Here is a 22,554-nt window from a genome sequence, read left to right as displayed (position 1 = left end):
CATCACCGTGGCGGCGGCGCCGCCGTGTCCGGGAGCGGCTAGAGTCTCACCGCAGCAGGGCCCGCAGGGCTGCCGACGAGACACCTGCCAGGGAGCGACGACCGTGCTGATCAACCACGACACCCGGTGCGCTCTCGACGCCGTGGTCGACCTCCTGAACACCGCGCCCGACGAGCACACGCCCGACACGCTCACCGACGTCGGGGCGCTGCGCGCCTTCGTCGAGCGCAACGCCGTCAGCGGCGTGGGGGCCCTGGACGCCGCGGACCTGGCCGCCGTGCGGAACGTGCGCGAGCAGTTCGGGCGGGTCTTCGCCGCGCCCGACGCGCACCGCGCGGCCGAGCTGGTCAACGCGCTGGTCGCCGCCGCCGGCACCACCCCGCAGCTCACCGACCACGACGGCTACGACTGGCACATCCACTACTTCGCGCCCGGCGCCTCCCTCGCCGACCACCTCGCGGCGGACGGCGGCATGGCCCTGGCCTTCCTCGTCGTCGCCGGGGAGCGCGAGCGGCTGCGCCGCTGCGCGGCCCCCGACTGCCGCCGCGCCTTCATCGACCTCTCCCGGAACCGCTCCCGCCGCTACTGCGACAGCCGCACCTGCGGCAACCGGCTGCACGTGGCCGCCTACCGCGCGCGGCAGCGCGAAGCCGCCGGGGGCTGACCGCGTCCGCCGCCGGGCCGGAGGGCCGGCCGGGCGCGCCGCGGGGGCACCGCGGGGGGCACCGTGGGGTCAGAGCAGGAACAGGTCGTGCACCGCCGCCAGGAAGACCAGCCCGCCGACGACGGCCAGGAAGAGCATCAGCGGCGGCTGGGAGAGGGCGAACAGGCAGCCGCGGGGCTCGGCGGACCCGGGGGGCTGCCCGCCGGGCCGCCCGCCCTGTCGGGGGGCGTGCCGGGGGGCGGGCCGGGGGCCGGGGGCATGGTCCTCAGGTGCTTCGGTGGTGTGGCGCATCTCGCCGTGATGATGGCGCAGGCCGCAGCGCCGCGTGGTTCAACACACCAGCGGGCGGACCCGGTTCACCGGATTCAGATGCCGTGCTTCTTCAGAATCGCCTCGATGTCCGAGAAGTCGTCCGCGTCGGTCGCCCCGGCGGCGGGCCGCCGCTCGCGGCCTCCGCCCTCCTGACCGCCCCCCTGGCCGCCCTCGCCCCCGAGGGCGGGCCGGGAGGCGCCGGGCTCCGCCGCGCGCCGCGCGCCCCGCCCGGCTCCGGCCCCGCCGCCCGCGCGGGCGCGCGTACGCCTCCCGGCCGCGCGGCCCGCCAAATAGAGGACGAGGGCGACGGCGAGCACCCCGAAGCCGGCCCAGACCGTGGGTTTGAGCACCAGGTCCGAGGCCCAGGCGGCCACCGCCCCGCCGATCTTGCCGAACATCCCCAGCAGGCCGGACATCGCCAGCCCGACGGGTACCAGGGAGAGGGCCGCTATGCGGGTGGCCGCGGCGAAACGGCGGCGGTAGGCCGTCAGGAAGGCGACGGCCAGGCCCGCCGCGGAGAGTGCCGCGCAGACGGTCGTGGTGAGCATGCCTCCATCGTGCCGCGCTTCGCCCCGTATGTGCCATGCCCGGCGCGGCGGCCTCGGGGAGATATCCGGGTTCCCTCCTCCCGCGGGCCCCTTCCGGAGCCCGCCGGCCTCCTCCCCGGGGACGGGGCGCGGCGCCGGGACTGGGAGAATGCCTCCATGAACGACACCCGCCCCGCCCGCCCCGTGCTCGACGTCTGGTGCGAGCTGCAGTGCCCCGACTGCGACCGGGCCGTGGCCGACCTGCGCGCGCTGCGCGAGCGGTACGGCGACGCCCTGGAGATCCGGTTCCGCCACTTCCCCCTGGACAAGCACCGCCACGCCTACGCCGCCGCCCAGGCCGCCGAGGAGGCGTACGCGCAGGGGCGCGGCGACGAGTACGTCGAGGCGGTCCTGGCCCGCGCCGGGGAGCTGGGCGGGCGCGGCGAGGAACTGCTGCTGGAGGTGGCCGGGGAGCTGGGCCTGGACGCCGAGGAGATGGACACCGCGCTGATCGACGGGCGGCACCTGCTGGTCGTCGACGCCGACCAGGCCGAGGGCCGGGCGATCGGGGTGACCGGCACCCCGACCTATGTGATCGGCGGCGAGCGGCTGGACGGCGGGAAGAGCCAGGAGGGCCTGCGCGAGCGGATCGAGGAGATCGCCGACCGGCTGCTGGCCGGCGGCGAGGGCTGAGCCCGGCGGCGAGGGCGGAGCCGACGGCGGCGCGGCCGGGCGGGAGCCGCTAGAGCAGCGGCTTGTGCAGGTGGTGGGCGGTCGGCCGGTAGCCGAGCGACTCGTACAGCCGCAGGGCCGGGACGTTGTCCGTGAAGACGTTCAGTCCGAGCGTGCGCACCCCGGCCGCCAGGCACTCGCGCTCGGCGGCGAGCATCAGCGCCCGGCCGTGGCCCCGGCCGCGGTGCTCCGGGCGCACCTCGACGTCGAAGACCCAGGCGCCCGGGCCGTGCTCGTGGACCGTCGCGAGCCAGAGCGTGCCGACGTCCGTCCCCTCGTGGACGAGGACGCGCAGGACGGTGCCCGCGGTGTCCGGCCCGTCGGGCAGCAGCCGGGCGTGGTCGGCCTCGGACCTGAGCCGGGCGCGCTCGGGCTCCACGCCCCGCTCGCTCCAGACGCGGGCGTAGGCCGTCCGGCGGCTCTCCAGCCACGCCGGGTACTCCCCCGCCTCCAGGGGCCGCACCGCGCTGCCGCCGGGGAGCGCGGGGGGCCCTGCGGAGGGCGCGGACAGCTCCTTGGACATGCTCCGGTTGCGCTCGGTGTAGCCGAGGGCGGCGGCCAGCCGCAGGGCCGTGCCGGCCTCCGCCGGGACGCTCGCCTCGATCCGGCGGCAGCCCCAGCCGCGCAGCACCTCCTCGGCGGCGAGCGCGGCGACGGTGGCCCGGCCCCGGCGGCGGTCGGGCTCGTGGACGGCGAGCGCCTCGATGCGGCCGGCCGACGGGCCGAGGCGCGCATCGGTGGTCAGCCGCACACCGCCGACGGGCCGGCCGTTGACGCAGATGTCGTACGAACGGGAGCGCGCGCCGTCCTCGGCGCGCCGCTCGGGTCCGGTGGGGCGCAGGGTGGTGGTCATCGTCTGGTTTCTACCCCCGCCGGCGCCCCGCTGTCACCGAGGGCACCGGGGCACCGGGGGCACCAGGACACCGTGCGCGCCGGGCCCGGGTCACGGGTCGATGTCGGCCGCCGAGCGCTCGGCGAAGATCCGCATCGCCTTGGCCGTGACCGGTCCCGGCGCCGTGGGCAGTTCGCGGCCGTCGATCCGGTGGACGGCCTGGACGTCGCGCAGGCTGGAGGTGAGGAAGACCTCCTCGGCCCGCTCCAGGACGTCCACCGGCAGGTCGGTCTCCTGCGCCCCCGCCCACTCGGCCACCAGGGCGCGGGTGATCCCGGCGAGGCAGCCGGAGGCGAGCGGCGGGGTGTGCAGCTCGCCGTCGAGGACGACGAAGACGTTGGAGCCGGTGCCCTCGCACAGCCGCCCGGCCGTGTTGCCGAACAGGGCCTCGGAGGCGCCCTCCCGGTGGGCGCGGGCGAGCGCGACGACGTTCTCGGCGTACGAGGTGGTCTTCAGGCCGGTCAGCGCGCCGCGCTCGTTGCGGGTCCACGGGACGGTGATGACGGCGGTGGTGTCGGGGCGGCGCTTCGCCTCCCCCAGGGCGACGACCAGGGTGGGTCCGGCGTCGCCGCGGTCGGAGCCGAGGGGGGAGAGCCCGCCGGTGTAGGTGATCCGCAGCCGGCCCAGCGGCACGGGGTTGGCCTCGACCACGGCGGCGCAGGCGCGGCGCACCTCGTCCCGGTCGGGCTCGGGCAGGCCCAGGCCGCGGGCGGAGACGGCGAGCCGGTCCAGGTGGCGGGTGAGGGCGAAGGGCCGCCCGTCGACGGTCTTGACCGTCTCGAAGACCCCGTCCCCGACGGTCAGTCCGTGGTCGAGCACGGAGACCCGTGCGCCGTCGGCGTCGCGCAGCCTTCCGTCCACCCAGATCAGCGTCATGGTGCAGCTCCTCCGGTCCTGCCTGTCGTACTCGCCGCGTCCGTGGCCCGGACCGCGCCGCCCGCGGGGGCCGTCTCCGCGTACGCCCCCGACGCTACCCCGAGCAGCCGCTCCGCCTTCAGCTCGGTCTCCTCCCACTCCCGTTCCGGGTCCGAGCCCCAGGTGATCCCGGCACCGGTGCCGAAGCGCAGCGCCGGGCCGCCGGGGGCGGCGCGGTCGATCCAGAAGGTGCGGATGCCCACGGCCAGCTCGCCGGTGCGGCGGTCGGCGTCCACCCAGCCGACGCCGCCGCAGTACGGGCCGCGCGGGGCGGTCTCCAGGGAGCGGATGACGCGCAGGGCGCTGGACTTGGGGGCGCCGGTGACCGAGCCGGGCGGGAAGGTGTGCTCCAGCAGCTCGGCCCAGCCCGCGCCCGGGGCCAGTTCGCCGCGGACGGCGGAGACGAGGTGGACGAGTCCGGGGTGCGGTTCGACGGCGCACAGGGCGGGGACGGCGACCGATCCGGTGGCGCAGACGCGGCCGAGGTCGTTGCGGACCAGGTCCACGATCATCACGTTCTCGGCGCGGTCCTTCTCCAGCAGGTCCGCCGGGGTGCGGCCGGTGCCCTTGATGGGGCGGGACTCCACGGTCCGGCCGCGGCGGCCGAGGTACAGCTCGGGCGAGGCGGTGGCGACCTCGACCCCGTGGGCGGGGAGGCGGACGGTGCCGGCGTGGGGGGCGGGGTTGCCGCGCGCGAGGAGGGCGGTCAGTTCGTCGGGGTCGGCGGCGGCCGGGTCGGGCAGGCGCGCGGTGAGCACGCGGCAGAGGTTGGCCTGGTAGACCTCGCCCGCCGCTATGTGCTCGCGTATGCGCCGCACTCCCGCCGTGTAGGCGGCCCGGTCCAGGGAGGACGTCCAGTCGCCGGTCCCCGGTCCGCGCCAGCGCCCCGGCCGGGGGCGGGGCACGGGAGCGGGCCGTACGTCCCCGAAGCGGGCGCAGACCAGGCCCCCTTCGAAGTCGGCGACCACCGCCCACCAGCCCGTGGAGTCCAGGGCGGCGGGGTCGGTGGTGACGTCCCGCAGATCGGTGGCGAGGAGGCCGCCGAAGCGGGCGAGAGGGGCCGGATCGTGCACGCGGCGAGTCTATGGCGGGCACGCTGGGGAAACGGAATTTGAGCTGGCCCGGGAATCCGCTAAAGTTCATGACGTCACCGAGCGCGGAAGCGGACGGTGGCCGCAACTCCCGGGTGCGGATCCGGGGGAGGCACTGCGGACGTAGCTCAGTTGGTAGAGCACCACCTTGCCAAGGTGGATGTCGCGAGTTCGAGTCTCGTCGTCCGCTCGATGGGGGTCCCCGGCCCCCGCACTGGTGGAGTGGCCGAGAGGCGAGGCAACGGCCTGCAAAGCCGTCTACACGGGTTCAAATCCCGTCTCCACCTCGGACGATTAGCTCAGCGGGAGAGCGCTTCCCTGACACGGAAGAGGTCACTGGTTCAATCCCAGTATCGTCCACTGAGGGCCCGCGAGGGTCCTTGTTCCGCGCGATTAGCTCAGCGGGAGAGCGCTTCCCTGACACGGAAGAGGTCACTGGTTCAATCCCAGTATCGCGCACGCGGCACACCGCACAGCGGACGATTAGCTCAGCGGGAGAGCGCTTCCCTGACACGGAAGAGGTCACTGGTTCAATCCCAGTATCGTCCACACCCCGAAGGGCCGGAGCCTGGCGCTCCGGCCCTTCGTCGTGCTCCGGGCGGCCTCCGGCTCAGGAGGAGAACAGCATCCGGCTGAAGCTCTTGTGGTGACCGTGGTGGCCGTGATGACCGTGGTGCCCGTGATGGCCCTGGTGCGGGGCGCCCCAGGCGGGAGCGGCCGGATAGGGCTGCGCGGCCGGGCCCGGCGGGGGCGGGGCGGGCTGCGACCACTGCGACTCGAGGCGGGTGAGCGCCTCCAGCTCCCCGTAGTCCAGGAAGACCCCCCGGCAGCCGCTGCACTGCTCGATCTGGACTCCGCTGCGGTTGTACGTCTGCATGGGCGCTCGGCACTTGGGACACTGCATCGCGGTCTCGCCTCCGTGGCTGTGGGTCCGTGTGGTTGTGCAGACGCGCTGCGGGGGTGTCGTGGATGCGTCCGCGCGCCGGCGGGCCGGCCGGGCGGCCCCGCGGGCGCGACCAGCGTAGGGCCCGCAGGGCCGTCAGGACCCCGCGATGCGGGAACAGGCGTCGACCAGGGCCCGGTCGACCTCGTCCGGGGCGCGCCCCTGCGCCGCGGCCCCGGCCAGGGCGCGGGCCGCCAGCTGGACGGTCAGCGCCCGCGCGGGCGCGTCCAGCCACGGCCAGGGGTCGTGGGGGCGGCCGTCCGCGCCGCCGGGGAGGGCGGTGCCGCCCGCCGCCCGGTAGGCGTCCAGGAACCGGCCGAAGCAGGCGGGGGCCAGCAGCCCGGTCGCGAACCAGGCGGCGGGCCGGGCCAGGTCCCAGGCCGGGTCGCCCAGGCCCAGGTCGTCGACGTCGATGAGGCGCCAGGGGCCGTCGGGCGCCGGGTGCCGGACGAGCTGCCCCAGGTGCACGTCGCCGTGGCAGAGGGTGTCGGCGCGCGGCGGCGGGGCCTCGTCGCGCGTCCAGGCGGGCAGGGACGCCCAGGCCGCCTCGACGGCCCGCACCGCGGGCGTACGGCGGGCGGTGCGGCGCATCAGGTCCAGGGCGCGGACGGCCTTGGCCGGGCCGCGCATCGGCGGGAGCGGGCCGGGCAGGGCGCCGGCCGGGACGGCGTGCAGACGGGCGAGCAGTTCGCCGGCCGCCTCCCAGGGCGCGGCTTCGGGCGCGCCGGGGTCGACGGGGACGCCGTAGGGCCACAGGCTCACCGGACGGCGGCCGGGCAGGGTGTCCAGGAACCGCCCGCCCGGCTCCGGGCCGCTCCCACCGGCGGACAGCGGCGCGAGCAGGACGCCGCGCAGCAGGGGGTGGGCGGCGACGCGCAGCCGGACCTCGAGGCGGCCCGGATCGCTGTCGGGGGCGTGCGCCTTGGCCACGGTGTCCCCGTTGCGCACGACGGTGACGTCGGCCCGCCGCGCGAGCACCACCGGCCGGGCGCCGTCGGCGGACACGGCGCCGGCTGACGCGGCCCGCCGCGCGAGATGTGCGGTGAGCGGTGCGTCCGTCACGGCGTCCCCCGGATCCGTCCACGGCCCGCGGGCGCGGGCCGTCCAGCGGATCGTACGGGGCCCGGACGGCACGGTGCCCGGGCAGTTCCCCAACTGCCCGGGCCTCGCACCGTCCGCCGTACCCCCGTCCCCACGGGGTTGGGTGGCCGGATGTACCCGGCTCGGGCCGCTCTCCCGAGCCCGGGGCCCTGTGTCAGAACCCCAGCAGTCCGGCCACGGACGACGCCTGAGTGATCACCTCTTCCACGCCGCCGAAGACGACGGCGAGGAGGACCGCGAGCGGAAGGACCATGACGGCGGCCACCAGCGGGTGGCGGCGACCGCCCGGCCGGGTGCCGAGGCCGGCGAGTCCCGCCAGGCGTCCCTGCGCCCGGGCCGCCGGGCGCCCTGCTGTGTGCGCCATGGTTCCGCTCCCGTCGTGATCTGGGGCGGCGGGCGTCTGACCTCGGGGGACGAGTGCTGCACCCGCCGCTTGACGACAACACTAGGAGCGGGGGGCGTCCCGCCGCGTCATGCCCGCGTACCGAACGGGGGCCTCCCGCAGGATGACTCCGCGCGGCCCCGGGTACTCCCCAGGGTGGAGAACCGTCCCCCCGCGTCCCGGGACTTCCCGGAGGGGACGGCCGCGCCGCCGGTCAGCGCGGCGGCGTCTCGGCGGCGCCGTCCTCCCTCGGCACCGGGTGCTCCACCAGCGCCAGCACCCGGTTGGCCATGAAGCGCGCGGTGCGCACCGCCGTGCCGCTGCGGGTGACCTCGCTCACCTCCACCACTCCTCTGCGCACCTGCGTCTCCACGCGCCGGCCCGCACGCGTGGCCGCCATCTCGTAGGTACGGGTGGTGTCTCCGGCGTCCACCACGATCTCCACCCAATCGCCCTTCATCGTGCGATCCCCCTTCCGGGAAGGCCTGCCGGACGCGTCCGAGCAGGGTTTCTCCCGTCCCTGTTCACCGCGCGCCCACGACCCGATTCTCCCACCGGGCACTGACAATCGCAGCGGTCCGCATGCGCGGCCTATCGGCGCGGAAGGGCCGCAGTCCGTAAGCTGTGGCACGTCAGAGGGACCGGGCAGTGCAGGGCCGCCCACCGGGGCGGGACGGGCCTCCCGGCCGGAGGTAGGGGAAGGACATGGCGATGATGCGGCTCCGGCGCGAGGACCCGCGAGTCGTCGGCTCGTTCAGGCTCCACCGGCGGCTGGGCGCGGGCGGCATGGGCGTGGTGTACCTCGGCTCCGACCGGCGCGGACAGCGGGTGGCGCTGAAGGTGATCCGGCCGGATCTCGCGGAGGACCCGGAGTTCCGCTCGCGCTTCGCGCGCGAGGTGTCGGCCGCGCGGCGGATCCGCGGCGGATGCACGGCCCGGCTGGTGGCGGCGGACCTGGAGGCGGACCGCCCGTGGTTCGCGACCCAGTACGTCCCGGGCCCGTCGCTGCACGACAAGGTGAACGAGGAGGGGCCGCTGCCCGCCGCGCAGGTCGCCTCGATCGGCGCGGCGCTGGCCGAGGGGCTGGTGGCGGTGCACGAGGCCGGTGTGGTGCACCGGGACCTGAAGCCGTCGAACATCCTGCTGTCGCCCAAGGGCCCGCGCATCATCGACTTCGGCATCGCCTGGGCGACCGGGGCCAGCACGCTCACGCACGTCGGCACGGCGGTGGGCTCGCCCGGCTTCCTCGCGCCCGAGCAGGTGCGGGGCGCGGCGGTGACCCCGGCGACGGACGTGTTCTCGCTGGGCGCGACGCTGGCGTACGCGGCGACCGCGGACTCCCCCTTCGGGCAGGGCAGTTCGGAGGTGATGCTGTACCGGGTGGTGCACGAGGAGCCCCAGCTGCACGGTGTGCACGCGGCGTTGGCGCCGCTGGTGCGGGCGTGCCTGGCGAAGGACCCGGAGGACCGGCCGAGCACGCTGCAACTGTCGCTGCGGCTGCGGGAGATCGCCGCCCGGGAGGCGCGCGGGCTGCCGGAGGGCGCCGCGACGGGGGCGGCCGTGCGCCCGGCGCGGCCGACGGGGAAGCGGGCCGAGCAGTACCTGCGGCAGCGCACCGCGCGCGACGGCGACCGCCCCTCGGGCGGCCACGGCTCCCCGGGGGGATCCGGCCGCGCGGGCCAGGGCGGTACGGGCGCGTCCAGGGGGTCCGTACCGCGCACGCCGCCCCGGAACGCCGCCCGTCCGGCCACCGGCGGCGGGCGGACGCCGGCGCGGCCCGCCGCCCGGCGCCCGGCGCGTACCGGAAGCGGCACCCGGACGGGTGCGCGGCGGCCCGCGAACCCGCGGCTGCTGCGTCAGCGGCTGGTCGTCTTCGTGACGGTGACGCTGCTGGTCGCGCTGGGCATCGCGGCGGCGCAGGGCTGCCAGGGTCCGGCCCGGGGGCTGGGCGGTCCCGCGGTTCCCCCGGACTCCATCGGCGCGGTGGGCGCGGTGGGCGCGGTGGATTCCGCGGACGCGGCGGACCGGCCGGCCCGCTGACGTCCCGTCACGTCCCCGGCACGGTTCCCCTCACGTCCCCGTCGCGTCCCCGGCACGGTCCCCGTCATGGCCCCGTCGCGTCCCCGTCGCGTCCCGTCCGCGTCCTCACCGCATCGGCGCCTCACAGGGCGCCGAGTGCGGAGAGGACGGCCAGGCACAGCGGGAGGGCCGCGGCGAAGGCGCCGCCCGCGTGCAGCACGGCCTCGGGGAGGGGTCTGCCCGCGGCGCCGGAGAGGATGCCCGCCACCAGGGCGACGAGGGCGGAGAACAGGACGGCCACCAGGACCCACAGGGCCCTGACCGTCGGGGGGTGCGAGAGGGGCTGGGTGCTCATCGGTCGTCTTCCTTCCCTTCGGGAGGGCGATCGGCCTGAGCTGCAACAGCCTCGACCCGACCGCCCTCTGGACGGGGGTAAAGGTGAGGTCCGCACCCTCGGTGCAGACCCTCGCGTTGTCGACCTGTCGACCTGTCGGCCTGTCGACGTGAGCGGGCCGGGGCGTCGGTCTTCCCGCCGGCCCGCCGACCGAGTACCGGAGCGATCACTTTATCACGCAGTGTCACCGAATGCCCGCTTTGGCGGATGCTGCGGGCCCCGGTTCACCCCGCGGCGGTTCCGGTGGCGTAGAAGGCCACGGCGGCGGCAGCGGCGACGTTGAGGGAGTCGACGCCCGCGCTCATGGGGATCCGCACGGTCACGTCGGCGGCCGCGACGGTGGACGGACGCAGGCCGTTCCCCTCCGAGCCGAGGATCAGGGCCAGCCTGGGGTGCCGGCGGGCCACGAGTTCGCCGAGACCGACCGAGTCCTCCTCCAGGGCGAGCGCCGCCGTGACGTACCCCGCCCCGCGCAGCACCGCGATGTCCTCCGGCCAGGATTCCAGCCGGGTCCACGGCACCTGGAGGACCGCGCCCATGGAGACCTTGACCGAGCGCCGGTAGAGGGGGTCGGCGCAGTCCGGGGAGAGCAGCACCGCGTCCACGCCGAGCGCCGCGGCGCTGCGGAAGAGGGCGCCGATGTTGGTGTGGTCGTTCACGGCCTCCAGGACGGCGACCCGGCGCGCCTGCGCCAGCAGGCCCGCCGGTTCGGGGAGGGGCTTGCGGCGCATCGAGGCCAGGGCGCCGCGGTGGACGTGGTAGCCCGTCACCCGCTCGGCCACCTCCGGGGCGACGCTGTAGACGGGCGCCCCGGCCCCGTCGATCACATCGGCCATCGCCTCGGCCCACCGGGGCGTCAGCAGCATCGACCGCATCTCGTAGCCGGCCGCGAGGGCGCGCCGGATGACCTTCTCGCCCTCGGCGATGAACAGGCCCTCCGCCGGTTCGCGGACGCGCCGCAACTGGACGTCGGTCAGGCCGGTGTAGTCGCCCAGGCGCGGATCGCCGGGGTCCTCGACGGTGATCGGCCCCCGGGTCCCCCCGGTCCGTCCGGTCACGCCCTCTGCCACGTCGGTGTCCCCGTCCTCTTCCCCGGTGCCCCGGTTCTCCGGCTCCCCGGTCCCCGCCGCCGTCACCGGCCGGCGTCGGCCCGGTTCACGCCGACCACCTCGCCGACGACGATGACCGCCGGCGGGCGTACGCCCTCCTCCTCGACCGTACGCGCCACGGTCGCCAGGGTGGCGTCCACGCGGCGCTGGCCGGCCATGGTGCCCTCCTGGACCACGGCGACGGGCGTGTCCGGGTCCCGCCCGTGCCTCACGAGGGCGTCGGCGATGGCTCCCGCCCGCTCCACCGCCATCAGCATCACCAGCGTGCCGCGCAGCTTCGCCAGGGCCGCCCAGTCGACCAGCGAGCGCGGGTCGTCGGGGGCGACATGGCCGCTGACGACCGTGAACTCGTGGGCCACCCCCCGGTGCGTGACCGGGATGCCCGCGGCGCCGGGCACGCTGATGGAGCTGGAGATGCCGGGCACCACGGTGACCGGGATCCCCGCCTCGGCCAGCGCCTGGGCCTCCTCCATGCCGCGGCCGAAGACGTAGGGGTCGCCGCCCTTGAGGCGGACGACGAACTTCCCGGCCTTCGCGTGCTCCACGAGGGCGTCGTTGATGGCCTCCTGGGCCATCGCCCGGCCGTAGGGGATCTTGGCGGCGTCGATCACCTCGACGTGCGGCGGCAGTTCGTCCAGCAGGTCGCGCGGGCCGAGCCGGTCGGCGATCACCACGTCCGCCTCGGCCAGCAGCCGGCGACCGCGCACGGTGATCAGGTCCGGGTCGCCGGGGCCGCCGCCGACCAGGGCGACGCCGGCCCGGCGGGCGCGGTGCCGGGGAGCCGTCAGGGTGCCGTCGCGCAGGCCCTCGACCACCGCGTCGCGCACCGCGGCCGAGCGGCGCGGGTCGCGTCCGGTGAGGACGGCGACGGTGACGCCCTCGCTGCGGCCGGTGGCCGGGGTCCAGGCGGTGGCGGCCCCGGCGTCGTCGCTGCGCACGCACCACACGCGGCGCTGCTCGGCCTCGGCCGAGGCGGCGGCGTTGGCGTCCGCGTCGTCGGTGGCGACGACCGCGTACCAGGCGCCCTCCAGGTCGCCCGGGCGGTAGGCGCGGCGCTCCCAGCGCAGCTCGCCGGCCTCGGCCATGGCCTCCACCGAGGGGGTGGCCGAGGGGGCGATCAGCAGCACGTCGGCGCCCGCGGCCAGCAGCGCGGGCAGCCGCCGCTGGGCGACGGTGCCTCCGCCGAGGACGACCACACGGCGTCCGGTCAGGCGCAGGCCCACGGGGTAGGCGGGGTGCGCGGGGTGGTCGGACATGGCTGTGCGGCTCCTTGGACGGTCGCCGACCGCTGCGACGGTGGAGCGGCGGGGAAGCGGGACTTGCGGAGTACGGGACCGGGGACCGCGGAGTACGGGACCGCGGGACGGGCACGGGCAGCCTACGTCGCGGCGACCCGGACCCGCTGTGCCGCAGGTCACCGGGGACCGTGGGTCCCGCGGCGACCTGCGGCGGAGAGGTGGCGGGGGATGTCAGTTCTTCTCGGTGACACCCGCCGAGTCGAAGGTGGCGACCTCGTGCATGGCGCGGGCCGCGCTCTGCACCACGGGCAGGGCCAGCAGCGCGCCCGTGCCCTCGCCGAGCCTCAGGTCGAGGTCGATCAGCGGACGCAGGCCCAGCTTGGTCAGCGCGGCCACGTGGCCGGGCTCCGCACTGCGGTGGCCCGCGATGCAGGCGGCCAGGGCCTCCGGGGCGATGGCCCGGGCGACCAGGGCCGCCGCTCCGGCGCTCACCCCGTCGAGGATGACGGGGGTGCGCAGCGAGGCGCCGCCGAGGATCAGCCCGGTCAGCGCGGCGTGCTCCAGCCCGCCGACCGCGGCGAGGACGCCGAGGGGGTCGGAGGCGTCGGGCCGGTGCAGCTCCAGGGCGCGGCGCACCACGTCGATCTTCTGGGCGTGCATCTCGTCGTTGACGCCGGTGCCGCGGCCGGTGACCTCCGCCGGGTCCGCACCGGTGAAGACGGAGATCAGCGCGGCCGAGACGGTGGTGTTGGCGATGCCCATCTCACCGGTGAGCAGCGCCTTGTTGCCCGCCGCCACCAGGTCGCGGGCGGTCTCGATGCCGACCTCGACCGCGCGCAGCACCTCCTCGCGGGTGAGTGCGGGGCCGGTGGTGAAGTCCGCCGTGCCGGGCCGCACCTTGCGCGGCAGCAGGCCGGGCACGGACGGCAGGTCGCCCGCCACGCCCACGTCCACCACGCAGACCTCGGCGCCGACCTGGCCCGCGAAGGCGTTGCAGACCGCGCCGCCGGCCAGGAAGTTGCCGACCATCTGCGCCGTGACCTCCTGCGGCCAGGTGGTGACGCCCTGGGCGTGCACCCCGTGGTCCCCGGCGAAGACGGCGACGGCCGCGGGCTCGGGGACCGGCGGGGGGCACTGCCGGGCCAGGCCGCTGAGCTGCGCGGAGATGATCTCCAGCATGCCGAGCGCGCCGGACGGCTTGGTCATCCGCTTCTGCCGCTCCCACGCCTCGCCGAGCGCCTTGGCGTCCAGCGGGCGGATGCCCGACAGGGTCTCGGTGAGCAGGTCGTGCGGCTCCTCGGCACCGGGCAGGACGCGGCGGCCGTAGGACTCCTCGTGGACGACCCAGGACAGCGGGCGGCGCTTGGACCAGCCCGCCTGCACCAGCTCCGGCTCGTCCGGGAAGGCGTCCACGTACCCGATGCACAGGTAGGCGACGACCTGCAGGTGCTCGGGCAGGCCCAGCACCCGGACCATCTCGCGCTCGTCGAAGAAGCTGACCCAGCCCACGCCCAGGCCCTCGGCGCGGGCCGCGAGCCAGAGGTTCTCCACCGCCAGCGCGGAGGAGTACGGCGCCATCTGCGGCTGGGTGTGGCGGCCGAGGGTGTGGCGGCCGCCCCGGGTGGGGTCGGCGGTGACGACGATGTTGACCGGGGTGTCGAGGATCGCTTCGACCTTCAGCTCCTTGAACTGCTTGGCGCGGGCCCGGGGCAGCGACCGGGCGTACGCCTCGCGCTGGCGCATGGCCAGCTCGTGCATCGTCCGGCGGGTCTCCTCGGAGCGGATGAGGACGAAGTCCCACGGCTGGGAGTGGCCCACGCTGGGTGCGGTGTGGGCCGCCTCCAGGACGCGCAGCAGCACGTCGTCGGGGATCGGGTCGGAGCGGAAGCCGTTGCGGATGTCCCGCCGCTCGCGCATGAGGCGGTGCAGCGTCTCGCGTTCGGCCTCGTCGTAGCCGGGGGCGGGACCGGTGTCGGGGACCGTGTCCTCGGCGTCCTCGGCGTCCTCGGCGGTCCCGGCATCCTCGGCGGTCCCGGCGTCCGCGGCGGCGCTTTCGGTGGGGGCGGGGGCCTCGGCGTCCTCGGCGGTCGCCGCCTCCGCGGTCCCGGGGACGCCGGCGGCCTCCGGAGCCTCGTCGGTCCCCGGCGCGGCGGGCACGGGCTCCGGCTCCGCGGCGGGTGCGGCCTGTTCCGGGGCGGGGGCGGGAGCCTCGGTGACGGGCTCGGCGGTGACCGCCACGGCCTCCATCACCTGCGGCCCGGCACCGGGCACCGCCGTCATGGCGAGCTGCTGCTCAGGGGCGGGGACGGGCTCCTCGACGGGCGCGGGCTCCTGCTCCTCGGCGGGCGCGGCCTGTTCCGGAGCGGGGGCGGGGACCTCGGTGACGGGCTCGGCGGGGGCCCCGGCCGCTTCCTCGGCGACGGGTTCGGCCGGGACGTCCGCCGAGACCTGCGCGGTGGCCGGCTCCTCCGGGTCCTCCGGCACGGCGGGCACGGGCTGCGGTTCGGCCGGGACGTCCGCCGGGACCTGCGAGACCGGCTCCCCGGTGCTCTCCGGCGCGGCGGGCACGGGCTCCGGCTCCGCGGCGGCTTGGGGCTGCTCCGGTTCCACGGCTTCCGGCCCGGGGGCGGGCTGCGGCTCGGGCTCGGCCGCGGGGACCACGGCCGCCGGGGCCCCCGACTCGGGCACCTCGGCCACGGCGGGCTCGGCGGCTTCGACGGTCTCGGCGGTCCCGGCCGCGGGCGCCTCGACCACAGGAGCCTCGGCCGCCTCCGGCGCGGGCTCCACGGCGGGGGCCTCCGGCGCGGGCGCCGCGACGGGCTCCTGGTACCGCGGCTCGGCCACCGGGGCCGGAGCGGGCGCCTGGGCCTCCGCGACGGGCACCTCTCCGGTGTCCGGGGCGGAGGGCATCGCGGCGAGGTCCGGTCCGGGCAGCGGCTCGGCGGGCCACCCGGCCGCCGGCTCCCCGGGAACGGTCTCCGGCTCCGCCACGGGGGCCGGGGGCTGCGGCGCCCAGGCGCCCGGCTGCACCGGGTCCGACGGGAGCGTGCCGGGCTGCGGCCCGGGCGCCTGGGCCTGGACCGGTGCCTCGGGGGCGGTCCGCGCCGCGGGCTCCTCGTGGGCGACGTCGAAGTACTCGGGCCCCATGGTGGGCGGTCCCGGCTGCCGTACGGGCACGCCCTGCGGGGGCGTGGACACCGGGCCGGCCGGATACGCGGGAGCGGCCGGGGCGCTGCTGCGGTCGGCGAGCGTGCGCACCACACCGGACTGCTCGGGCACGGGCGGCCCGAGGTGCAGCGGCCGGGGGGGCGTCGGGGTGGTGTGGGGCGCCTGGGCATGGGTCCCCTGCGCGGGCGGCGCCGGGTACTGGGCCGGGTTCTGCCCGTACCCGTCCGACTCGCGCGGGCCGGGGACGGTGGCCGGAGGCCGTGCGGACGCCGCCGCCTCGCCCCACCCCTGGGAGCCGGGCAGCAGCAGGTCGTCCTCGTAGCTCGACGCCACACCTTCGACCGGGCCCGCGAAGGTGTACGTGCCGGGAGCCGGTACGTCCGGCTGCTCCGGCTGTCCGCCTGCGTTCTCCGGCTGCCCCTCGCCCGGGACCCGGCCGGTGTCAGTCATGCGTACCCCTCGCCCATCGGTAGTGCTCCTTCCAGCCCCAGCGGGCGCCCGCCCCACCCCGTCGGGACGGCGCCGCCGGAGCGGCGCCGCCGAGGGCGACGGGCGCGGACACGGTGCGTACCCCCGCCTGAACCATCCGGACATCGACAGACAAAGTGTCAACCCCGGTTGGCGGCACAACGATCCATCAGCCTACCCGCCACCGTGCGCCACGGGGGGCCGGGGTGGAGGAGTGACCCCGGTTGGTCCGGTTCGTCTCGGGAGAGATCACGTCCGGCTGCCGGACAGCAGGAAGACGACCGAGCGTTCGCGCTCCGCCCAGTCCCGGGTGTCCAGTTCCAGGGACTGGAGCAGCGCGCACTCGACGGCGTACCCGCCGTCCGCGAGCACCCGTCCGACGGCCTCGGCCTCGTCGCGGGTGACGGCGTGTGTGACGATCCTCTCGGGCCTGCGGTCGGCGCAGGCGGCGACCGTGCGCACTCCCCCGCCGCCGACGCGCACCACGTCGGGCTCGGGCAGCGCCTCCAGCGCCAGGGGCGCGATGCCGTGCACGACCTGGAGCTGGACGCCGAAGCGCCGCGCGGCGGCGGACATCCGGACGCAGGCGGCCGCGTCACGCTCGACGGCGAGGACGGCGGCGCCGAAGCGGGCGGCCTCCACGGCGACGGCCCCGCTGCCCGCGCCGACGTCCCACAGCAGGTCGCCGGGCCGGGGGCCGAGCCGGGCGAGCTGGGCGGCGCGCAGTTGCGCGGAGTCCCTGACGTCCGCCGTCCCCGCGTCCCGCCCGGTGTACTCGGCGGACGGAAGGGCCCAGCCGCGCACCGCGGGCGGGTAGTTCGGCTCGTGTCCGGCCAGCCAGCCGCTCCGGCCGGCGGCGGCGGGCTCGGCGCCACCGGCCGAACCGCCCACCACGATCACGACGTTGGGGTCGCGCCAGACGTGGTCGGCGACCTTGTCGGAGGTCAGTACGGTGACCTGCTCGCGGTCGGTGCCCAGGGCCTCGCAGATGACGAAGGTGCGGTGCACCCCCTCCAGCAGCAGGGCCAGTTCGGCGGGCCCGGCGCCGGGCGAGGTGAGGACGGCGACCTTGGGGTGGGCGCGGCAGACGTTGACGGCGCGGCGCAGGGTGCGGCCGTGGGCCACGACGATCCGGGCGTCGTCCCAGGGCATCCCGGCGCGGGCGAAGGCGGCGGCGACGGAGGAGACCGCGGGGACGACCTCGACCTCCAGGCCGTACTCGGGCGCGCGCAGGGTGCGGACGACGCCGAAGAAGCCGGGGTCGCCGTCGGCGAGGACGACCGCGGTGCCGCGGTGCCCGGCGATGCGACGGGCGGCCAGCGCCGCGCTGCCCAGGCGGATGCGCTCGGCGCCGGGCGGGATCTCCGGCAGGGCGAGGTGGTGGGCGGCGCCGGCGACGAGGGTGGCCGCGCCGAGGGCGGCCCGGGCGGCCTCGGTCGGCGGCGAGCCGTCCCACCCGATCACGGTGACACGGTCGGCCATCGTCGGCTCTCTCCTGGACGCGTCGCGGACGGGGACGGAGGCGGTGCGGGAATGTGCGCGGGTGTGCGGAACCGGTGGGGGCGGTGGGATCGCCGCAGTGAGGTTACCGCGCCCGGCGCGGGGTCCGGCCAGGGTCTGGGCGACGGCCGGGCGTCCGGGCGGTCAGCGCCACTCGGGGTAGGCGGAGTAGCTCCCGGCCTCGGGGTAGGGGGAGTAGCCGCCGGCCTCGGCGGCCTCCCCCGGCCCGTCCTCCAGGTCCTCCGGCAGCAGGCTCCACACGATCAGATCGGTGCGGATGTCGGTCCAGCTCCCGTCCTCGGTACGGGTGCGGGCTATCCAGGCGTTGCGCAGCACGCCCTCGCTGACGCAGCCGACCTTCTGGGCGACCTGCTGGGAGGCGGTGTTGCCGGCCGGGGTGCGGATCTCCAGCCGCTCGAACTTCCGGTCCTGGAACAGCCACTGGACCGCGGCCAGCAGCGACTCGGCGGCGTACCCCTCGCCGCGCGCCCAGGGGGCGATGACGTACGCCGCCTCGGCGGACAGCACCCGCCAGTCGACCCCGCGCAGCTGGACGGTGCCGACCAGGCGCTGGGTGAGGAACTCGGTGACGGCGAAGACGATGCCGCGCCCCTCGGCCCGCTCCGCGGGCGCCCCCCGGGTGATCCACTCCCGGGCGTCGTCCTCGGTGTAGGGGACGGGCGCGGAGGTCCAGGCGGTGACCAGCTCGTCGTTCATCATCTCGGTGAACGCGGGGGCGTCCTCGGCCTCGAGGGGACGCAGCACGAGCCGCTCCGTACTGATCGAGATCTCCGGGAAGATGGATGTCATGCGCCGCTCCAGCCTGAGGGGTTCGAGTGCACAGCATGCAGCATCGCCCCGGCGGTGTGCAGCGCCGGGCCCCGGCCCGGGGCCGGGGCCCGGCTCACCCGCGCACCGGTGTCAGGAGGCGTCGGGGGCGGCCACGACCGACCCCCGGTACTTGCCCTCGATGAACTCCGCGACCTCGTCGGAGGTCAGGAGCTCGGCGAGCTTCCTCACCCGCGGGTCGTCCTGGTCGCCCTCCTTGACGACGAGGAGGTTGACGTAGGGGTTGCCCTCGGCCTCCTCCAGGGCCAGGGCGTCCTCCGCGGGCTCCAGGTCGGCCTCGATGGCGTAGTTGCCGTTGATGACGGCGGCGTCCACGTCGTCGAGGGAGCGGGGCAGCGCGGCGGCCTCCAGCTCCTTGAACTTCAGGCCCTTGGCGTCGGCGATGTCGGCCAGGGTGGCGTCCTGCCCGGCGCCGTCCTCCAGCTCGATCAGGCCGTGGTCGTCCAGGAGCCTGAGGGCGCGGCCCTCGTTGGTGGTGTCGTTGGGGACCGCGACGGTGTCGCCGGCGCCGAGCTCGGAGGCCTTCTTCAGGGTGGCGGAGTACAGGCCCAGCGGCTCCAGGTGGACGCCCACGACGGGCACCAGGTGGGTGCCCTGCTTGGCGTTGACGTCGTCCAGGTAGGGCTTGTGCTGGAAGTAGTTGGCGTCGACCTCGCCGTTCTCGGTGGCGGTGTTGGGGAGCACGTAGTCGGTGAACTCCCTGACCTCCAGCTTCAGCCCGGCCTTCTCGGCCAGGTTCTCCTTGACGAAGCCGAGGATGTCGGCGTGCGGGGTCGGGGAGGCGGCGACGGTCAGCGGCGCGTCGGCGCCCGCCGCGCCGGTGGAGGCGGCGGGGTCGGAGTCGGTGCCGCAGGCGGTCAGCGAGAGGGTCAGCGCGGCGGTGGCCGCGGCGGCGACGGCGGACTTGGCGATGGTGTGCACGAAGAGTGCCTCTTTCCGTGTTTCTCGTGTTTCTTGCGTTTCCGGGTTCTTCCGGTTCTTCCGGTTTCTCCCGGGGTTCCGGAGCTCCGGGGTTCCGGTGTCTCCGGTCGGCGCCGGACAAGGGGTCCGGCTTCGTGGGGGGTTCAGGAGGCGGCGCGCTCGCGGCGGGAGAGCAGGCGCACCGCGCCGTCGCCCAGGAGCTGCACGGCGGTGACGATGGCGAGCAGCACGACGACGGTGGCGAGCATGAAGCCGGTCTCGAAGCGCTGGTAGCCGTAGGTGATGGCCTTGCTGCCCAGCCCCTCGGCGCCCACCGCGCCGGCCATCGCGGAGTAGCCGACGAGGGTGATGACGGTGGTGGTCAGACCGGCCACGAGCGACGGCAGGGCCTGCGGCAGCAGCGCCTTGAAGACGACCGTGCCGGTGCCGCCGCCCATGGACAGGACGGCCTCGACCAGTCCGTGGTCCACCTCCCGCACCGCCGTCTCCACCAGGCGGGCGAAGAAGGGGATGGCGCCGACGGAGAGCGGCACCACGGCGGCCGTCGGGCCGATGGAGGTGCCGACGACCAGGCGCGTGAAGGGGATCAGGGCGACGACGAGGACGATGAAGGGCAGGGAGCGCCCGACGTTGACCACGGCGCCGAGTGCCTTGTTGACCACCCTGTTCGCCAGCAGCCCGCCCCGGTCGGTGAGCACCAGCAGCACGCCCAGCGGGAGTCCGCCCAGGACGGTGACGAGGGCGGACCAGCCCACCATGTAGAGGGTGTCGACGGTGCCCTGGAGCAGGATGGGCTGCATCTCCGGCCAGGTCATCGGGTCTTCTCCACGGTCTCGGGGGTCTGGGGGGTCTCGGAAGTCCGGGGGGCCTCGGAAGTCCGGGGGCTCTCGGCGGTCTCGACGGTCAGGCCCTGCTCGCGCAGGAAGCCGATCGGCACGACGTTGTCCTCGCGGCGGCCGGGCAGCTCGATCCGCATCCGGCCCACCTGGCGGCCGCCGATGGTGTCCATGGCCGCGCCGAGGATCGACACGTCGATGCCGTAGGTGCGCGAGAGCCGGGAGATCAGCGGCCGTCCCGTGCTCTCGCCGTGGAAGGTGACGTCCACGACGGTGCGCTCCCCGGCGTCTCCGCCCCCGGCCGGGGGCGTTCCGCCCAGGGGGAACAGCTCACGGGCCAGTTCCGAGCCGGGGGTGGCCAGCAGTCCGGAGACGGTGCCGGACTCCACGACCTTCCCGTCGCGCATCAGCGCGGCCGAGTCGCAGACGGTCTTGACGACGTCCATCTCGTGCGTGATGAGCAGGACGGTCAGGCCGAGCTGCCGGTTGAGGTCGCGCAGCAGGGCCAGGACGGAGCGGGTGGTCTCCGGGTCGAGGGCGGAGGTCGCCTCGTCCGACAGCAGCACCTTGGGGTCGCCGGCGAGCGCGCGGGCGATGCCGACGCGCTGCTTCTGCCCTCCCGAGAGCTGTGCGGGCCAGGCGCGGGCCTGGTCGGCGAGGCCGACCAGGCCGAGCAGTTCCCGTGCCCTGCGGGCGCGCTCGCGGCCGGGGACCCCCAGGATCTCCAGCGGCAGTTCGACGTTGCCCTGGACGGTCCGGGAGGACAGCAGGTTGAAGTGCTGGAAGACCATGCCGATGCGACTGCGCGCCCGGCGCAGCCCGGCGCCGGCCCGCGGCCCGCGGCCGGCCAGGGCGGTGAGGTCCCGGCCGTCGACGACGACCGTGCCGGAGGTGGGTCTCTCCAGCAGGTTGACGCAGCGGATGAGGGAGGACTTCCCCGCGCCGCTGCGGCCGACGACGCCGAAGACCTCGCCCTCGCGGACGTGGAGGTCGACGCCGTCGAGCGCGGTCACGTCGCGGCCTCGGGAACGGTAGACCTTGGTGAGTCCCGTGGTGGTGATCACTGGGTGTCCATGACTGTCGAGTGCGCGGCGCGGGGGTACGGCGCCGGGCACGGGATGTTCCTGACGAAAGGGGTGGGGACCGGCGGTCCGGAAGCCGCCGTCGGGCGGCGGGACCGCGGGTGAGCGCGGGGCGGAGCGCGTCCGGCGTCCCGGGTGGCCGCCGGTGGGCGGCGGCCGGGAGGCGGAGGCTCAGGTCTCGCTTCGGGGCGCGAGGCGGCTCAGGCGGGGGCCCTCAGCGGTCACACATTCGACACATGCGGCGAGCACCGGGCGTCATCGTCGCCTCGGTCGCACGGGTGCGGCAGCTCGTCGCGGTCATGCGGATGAGTAAAGCAGACGCCTGAGCGCTACACGTAAAAAGCGGACGCCGATGTCCGCATACTGGACGCGCGGCGGGGCGGGAGCGTCCGGCCGGATCGCCGCGACGGAACCGGTTCCACCCTCCCCGAGCTGCGCGGATGCGGCCGACGAGCCGGGCGGGGCACGGTCCGCGGGCGCTCCGCGGCGCTCACGGACTGTGGTCAAGGCCACGGCCGGGGGGACTTGGCGAGGGGTCGTTTCGTCCGCAATACCGGGCTCGAATACAGTGCCGACATGCTCACCCCGCTGACGGTCGCGGTCGCCGTGGCCGCGCTCGCCCTGGCCGCCTGGTGCGGCTTCGCGGCCTACCGGGACCAGCCGACCAAGGACTGGCACTTCGCCGGCATGGCCGTGGTGACCCTGCTCGCCCTCGTCCAGCTGGTCGTCGGCGTCGTGTGGCTGGCGCGCGGCGAGAAGCCGGACGGCGGCACCGTGGTCTTCGTGTCCTACCTGCTGGGCGTGGCGGCCTGCGTGCCCGCGGTCGGCTTCATGTCGCTGGCCGAGCGCACCCGCTGGGGCTCGGCGACGGTGGCCGCGGGCGCCGTGGTGATGGCGGTGCTCCAGGTGCGGCTGTACGACGTGTGGGGAGGCGGACATGGCTGAGCCGTCGCGGACGCCCCGGCCGTCCGGCGCCCGGGCGGGCGCGGGACTCGGCCGCGGCCCGGGCCGGCTGCTGGTCACGCTGTACGCGGTCTTCGCCGTCGGCGCGACCTCCCGCTCGGTCTACCAGCTCTCCACCCGCTTCCACGAGGCCCCGCTGGCGTACGTCCTGTCGGCGGTGGCCGCGGCGGTGTACGTGGTGATCACCGTCGCCCTGGTGCGCGGCGGCGAGGGCGCCCGCCGTGTGGCGCTGGTGTGCTGCGCCGCCGAGCTGGCCGGGGTGCTGACGGTCGGCACCTGGACGGTGCTGGCCCCGAACGCCTTCCCGGACGCCACCGTCTGGTCGAACTACGGCCTGGGCTATCTGCTGCTCCCGCTGGTCCTGCCGGTGGTCGGCCTGCTGTGGCTGCGCCGCTCGCCCGCCGGGGCCGGGGTCGCCTGACCGGACGCCCGCCCGTACGCGCGCGGC

At 76.1% G+C, this 22,554-nt stretch carries 23 protein-coding genes and 5 tRNA genes; 10 read left to right on the top strand and 18 right to left on the bottom strand.

Annotated features, from left to right (window positions below; genetic code table 11):
- Positions 1-103: 103 nt before the first annotated feature.
- Complete coding sequence (locus tag QC029_RS28405; RefSeq protein WP_279558693.1) at positions 104-664, top strand: CGNR zinc finger domain-containing protein; 561 nt, start codon at positions 104-106, stop codon at positions 662-664.
- Between the two features lie 69 nt (positions 665-733).
- On the opposite strand, the gene QC029_RS28400 is transcribed toward QC029_RS28405, so the two are convergent.
- Positions 734-955: a hypothetical protein gene (locus QC029_RS28400; RefSeq protein ID WP_279558692.1), complete on the bottom strand. Its 222-nt coding sequence runs from the start codon at positions 953-955 to the stop codon at positions 734-736.
- A gap of 74 nt (positions 956-1,029) precedes the next feature.
- Complete coding sequence (locus QC029_RS28395; RefSeq protein WP_279558691.1) at positions 1,030-1,524, bottom strand: hypothetical protein; 495 nt, start codon at positions 1,522-1,524, stop codon at positions 1,030-1,032.
- Positions 1,525-1,680: 156 nt separating this feature from the next.
- Here QC029_RS28395 and QC029_RS28390 point away from each other — a divergent pair, with 156 nt between their 5' ends.
- Complete coding sequence (locus tag QC029_RS28390) at positions 1,681-2,196, top strand: DsbA family protein (RefSeq protein WP_279558690.1); 516 nt, start codon at positions 1,681-1,683, stop codon at positions 2,194-2,196.
- 49 nt (positions 2,197-2,245) lie between these two features.
- On the opposite strand, the gene QC029_RS28385 is transcribed toward QC029_RS28390, so the two are convergent.
- From QC029_RS28385 to QC029_RS28375, 3 genes are all read right to left on the bottom strand, one after another.
- The gene (locus QC029_RS28385; protein WP_279558689.1) at positions 2,246-3,088 is read right to left on the bottom strand and encodes a GNAT family N-acetyltransferase; all 843 of its coding nucleotides are present in this window, start codon (positions 3,086-3,088) and stop codon (positions 2,246-2,248) included.
- A gap of 90 nt (positions 3,089-3,178) precedes the next feature.
- A complete protein-coding gene (locus tag QC029_RS28380; RefSeq protein ID WP_279558688.1) occupies positions 3,179-4,003 on the bottom strand; it encodes an aminotransferase class IV in 825 nt (274 codons plus the stop codon).
- Complete coding sequence (locus tag QC029_RS28375) at positions 4,000-5,115, bottom strand: chorismate-binding protein (protein WP_279558687.1); 1,116 nt, start codon at positions 5,113-5,115, stop codon at positions 4,000-4,002. Before QC029_RS28375 ends, QC029_RS28380 begins: the two co-directional genes overlap by 4 nt.
- 135 nt (positions 5,116-5,250) lie before the next feature.
- Here QC029_RS28375 and QC029_RS28370 point away from each other — a divergent pair.
- From QC029_RS28370 to QC029_RS28350, 5 genes are all read left to right on the top strand, one after another.
- A tRNA-Gly gene (locus QC029_RS28370) sits at positions 5,251-5,323 on the top strand.
- A gap of 26 nt (positions 5,324-5,349) precedes the next feature.
- Positions 5,350-5,420 (top strand) — tRNA-Cys (locus QC029_RS28365).
- Between the two features lies 1 nt (position 5,421).
- Positions 5,422-5,493: transfer RNA gene (locus QC029_RS28360), tRNA-Val, on the top strand.
- 27 nt (positions 5,494-5,520) lie between these two features.
- Positions 5,521-5,592: transfer RNA gene (locus QC029_RS28355), tRNA-Val, on the top strand.
- Between the two features lie 18 nt (positions 5,593-5,610).
- A tRNA-Val gene (locus tag QC029_RS28350) sits at positions 5,611-5,682 on the top strand.
- Between the two features lie 61 nt (positions 5,683-5,743).
- Here the strand turns inward: QC029_RS28350 and QC029_RS28345 are convergent.
- The 4 genes from QC029_RS28345 to QC029_RS28330 all read right to left on the bottom strand — a co-directional run bounded on the left by QC029_RS28345 (position 5,744) and on the right by QC029_RS28330 (position 8,019).
- Complete coding sequence (locus tag QC029_RS28345) at positions 5,744-6,037, bottom strand: zf-TFIIB domain-containing protein (protein ID WP_279558686.1); 294 nt, start codon at positions 6,035-6,037, stop codon at positions 5,744-5,746.
- A 135-nt stretch (positions 6,038-6,172) separates the two neighbouring features.
- Positions 6,173-7,081: a phosphotransferase family protein gene (locus tag QC029_RS28340; RefSeq protein WP_279558685.1), complete on the bottom strand. Its 909-nt coding sequence runs from the start codon at positions 7,079-7,081 to the stop codon at positions 6,173-6,175.
- Positions 7,082-7,331: 250 nt separating this feature from the next.
- Positions 7,332-7,541: a hypothetical protein gene (locus QC029_RS28335; protein ID WP_279558684.1), complete on the bottom strand. Its 210-nt coding sequence runs from the start codon at positions 7,539-7,541 to the stop codon at positions 7,332-7,334.
- 232 nt (positions 7,542-7,773) lie between these two features.
- Positions 7,774-8,019, bottom strand: coding sequence for a hypothetical protein (locus tag QC029_RS28330; RefSeq protein WP_279558683.1), 246 nt, complete (start codon positions 8,017-8,019; stop codon positions 7,774-7,776).
- 245 nt (positions 8,020-8,264) lie between these two features.
- Between QC029_RS28330 and QC029_RS28325 the strand changes: the two genes are divergently transcribed.
- Entirely contained in the window at positions 8,265-9,599 is a 1,335-nt protein-coding gene (locus QC029_RS28325) for a serine/threonine-protein kinase (protein WP_279558682.1), read from the top strand.
- 121 nt (positions 9,600-9,720) lie between these two features.
- Here QC029_RS28325 and QC029_RS28320 read toward each other — a convergent pair whose 3' ends face one another.
- The 9 genes from QC029_RS28320 to QC029_RS28280 form a co-directional block, all read right to left on the bottom strand.
- On the bottom strand, positions 9,721-9,933 hold the full coding sequence (locus QC029_RS28320) for a hypothetical protein (RefSeq protein ID WP_279558681.1): 213 nt from the start codon (positions 9,931-9,933) through the stop codon (positions 9,721-9,723).
- Between the two features lie 263 nt (positions 9,934-10,196).
- Complete coding sequence (locus QC029_RS28315) at positions 10,197-11,042, bottom strand: RNA methyltransferase (protein WP_279558680.1); 846 nt, start codon at positions 11,040-11,042, stop codon at positions 10,197-10,199.
- 62 nt (positions 11,043-11,104) lie between these two features.
- Positions 11,105-12,337, bottom strand: coding sequence for a uroporphyrinogen-III C-methyltransferase (gene cobA, locus QC029_RS28310; protein ID WP_279558679.1), 1,233 nt, complete (start codon positions 12,335-12,337; stop codon positions 11,105-11,107).
- A gap of 213 nt (positions 12,338-12,550) precedes the next feature.
- Entirely contained in the window at positions 12,551-15,937 is a 3,387-nt protein-coding gene (cobT, locus tag QC029_RS28305; RefSeq protein ID WP_279558678.1) for a nicotinate-nucleotide--dimethylbenzimidazole phosphoribosyltransferase, read from the bottom strand.
- A gap of 267 nt (positions 15,938-16,204) precedes the next feature.
- On the bottom strand, positions 16,205-17,437 hold the full coding sequence (gene cbiE, locus QC029_RS28300) for a precorrin-6y C5,15-methyltransferase (decarboxylating) subunit CbiE (protein ID WP_279558677.1): 1,233 nt from the start codon (positions 17,435-17,437) through the stop codon (positions 16,205-16,207).
- A 162-nt stretch (positions 17,438-17,599) separates the two neighbouring features.
- A complete protein-coding gene (locus tag QC029_RS28295) occupies positions 17,600-18,265 on the bottom strand; it encodes a GNAT family N-acetyltransferase (RefSeq protein ID WP_279558676.1) in 666 nt (221 codons plus the stop codon).
- Positions 18,266-18,376: 111 nt separating this feature from the next.
- Entirely contained in the window at positions 18,377-19,225 is an 849-nt protein-coding gene (locus QC029_RS28290) for a MetQ/NlpA family ABC transporter substrate-binding protein (RefSeq protein WP_279558675.1), read from the bottom strand.
- A 143-nt stretch (positions 19,226-19,368) separates the two neighbouring features.
- A complete protein-coding gene (locus QC029_RS28285; RefSeq protein WP_279558674.1) occupies positions 19,369-20,040 on the bottom strand; it encodes a methionine ABC transporter permease in 672 nt (223 codons plus the stop codon).
- Positions 20,037-21,125, bottom strand: a complete 1,089-nt coding sequence (locus tag QC029_RS28280; protein ID WP_279558673.1) for an ATP-binding cassette domain-containing protein — start codon at positions 21,123-21,125, stop codon at positions 20,037-20,039. The genes QC029_RS28285 and QC029_RS28280 overlap by 4 nt, the downstream gene beginning before the upstream one ends.
- A 594-nt stretch (positions 21,126-21,719) precedes the next feature.
- On the opposite strand from QC029_RS28280, the gene QC029_RS28275 reads away from it, so the two are divergent.
- Entirely contained in the window at positions 21,720-22,088 is a 369-nt protein-coding gene (locus QC029_RS28275; RefSeq protein WP_279558672.1) for a hypothetical protein, read from the top strand.
- A complete protein-coding gene (locus QC029_RS28270; RefSeq protein WP_279558671.1) occupies positions 22,081-22,527 on the top strand; it encodes a hypothetical protein in 447 nt (148 codons plus the stop codon). The genes QC029_RS28275 and QC029_RS28270 overlap by 8 nt, the downstream gene beginning before the upstream one ends.
- Positions 22,528-22,554: the final 27 nt, after the last annotated feature.

This window comes from Streptomyces sp. DH37 (genome assembly GCF_029813835.1).
Taxonomy (GTDB): domain Bacteria; phylum Actinomycetota; class Actinomycetes; order Streptomycetales; family Streptomycetaceae; genus Streptomyces.
This window is presented reverse-complemented; position numbering and strand designations above follow the sequence as displayed.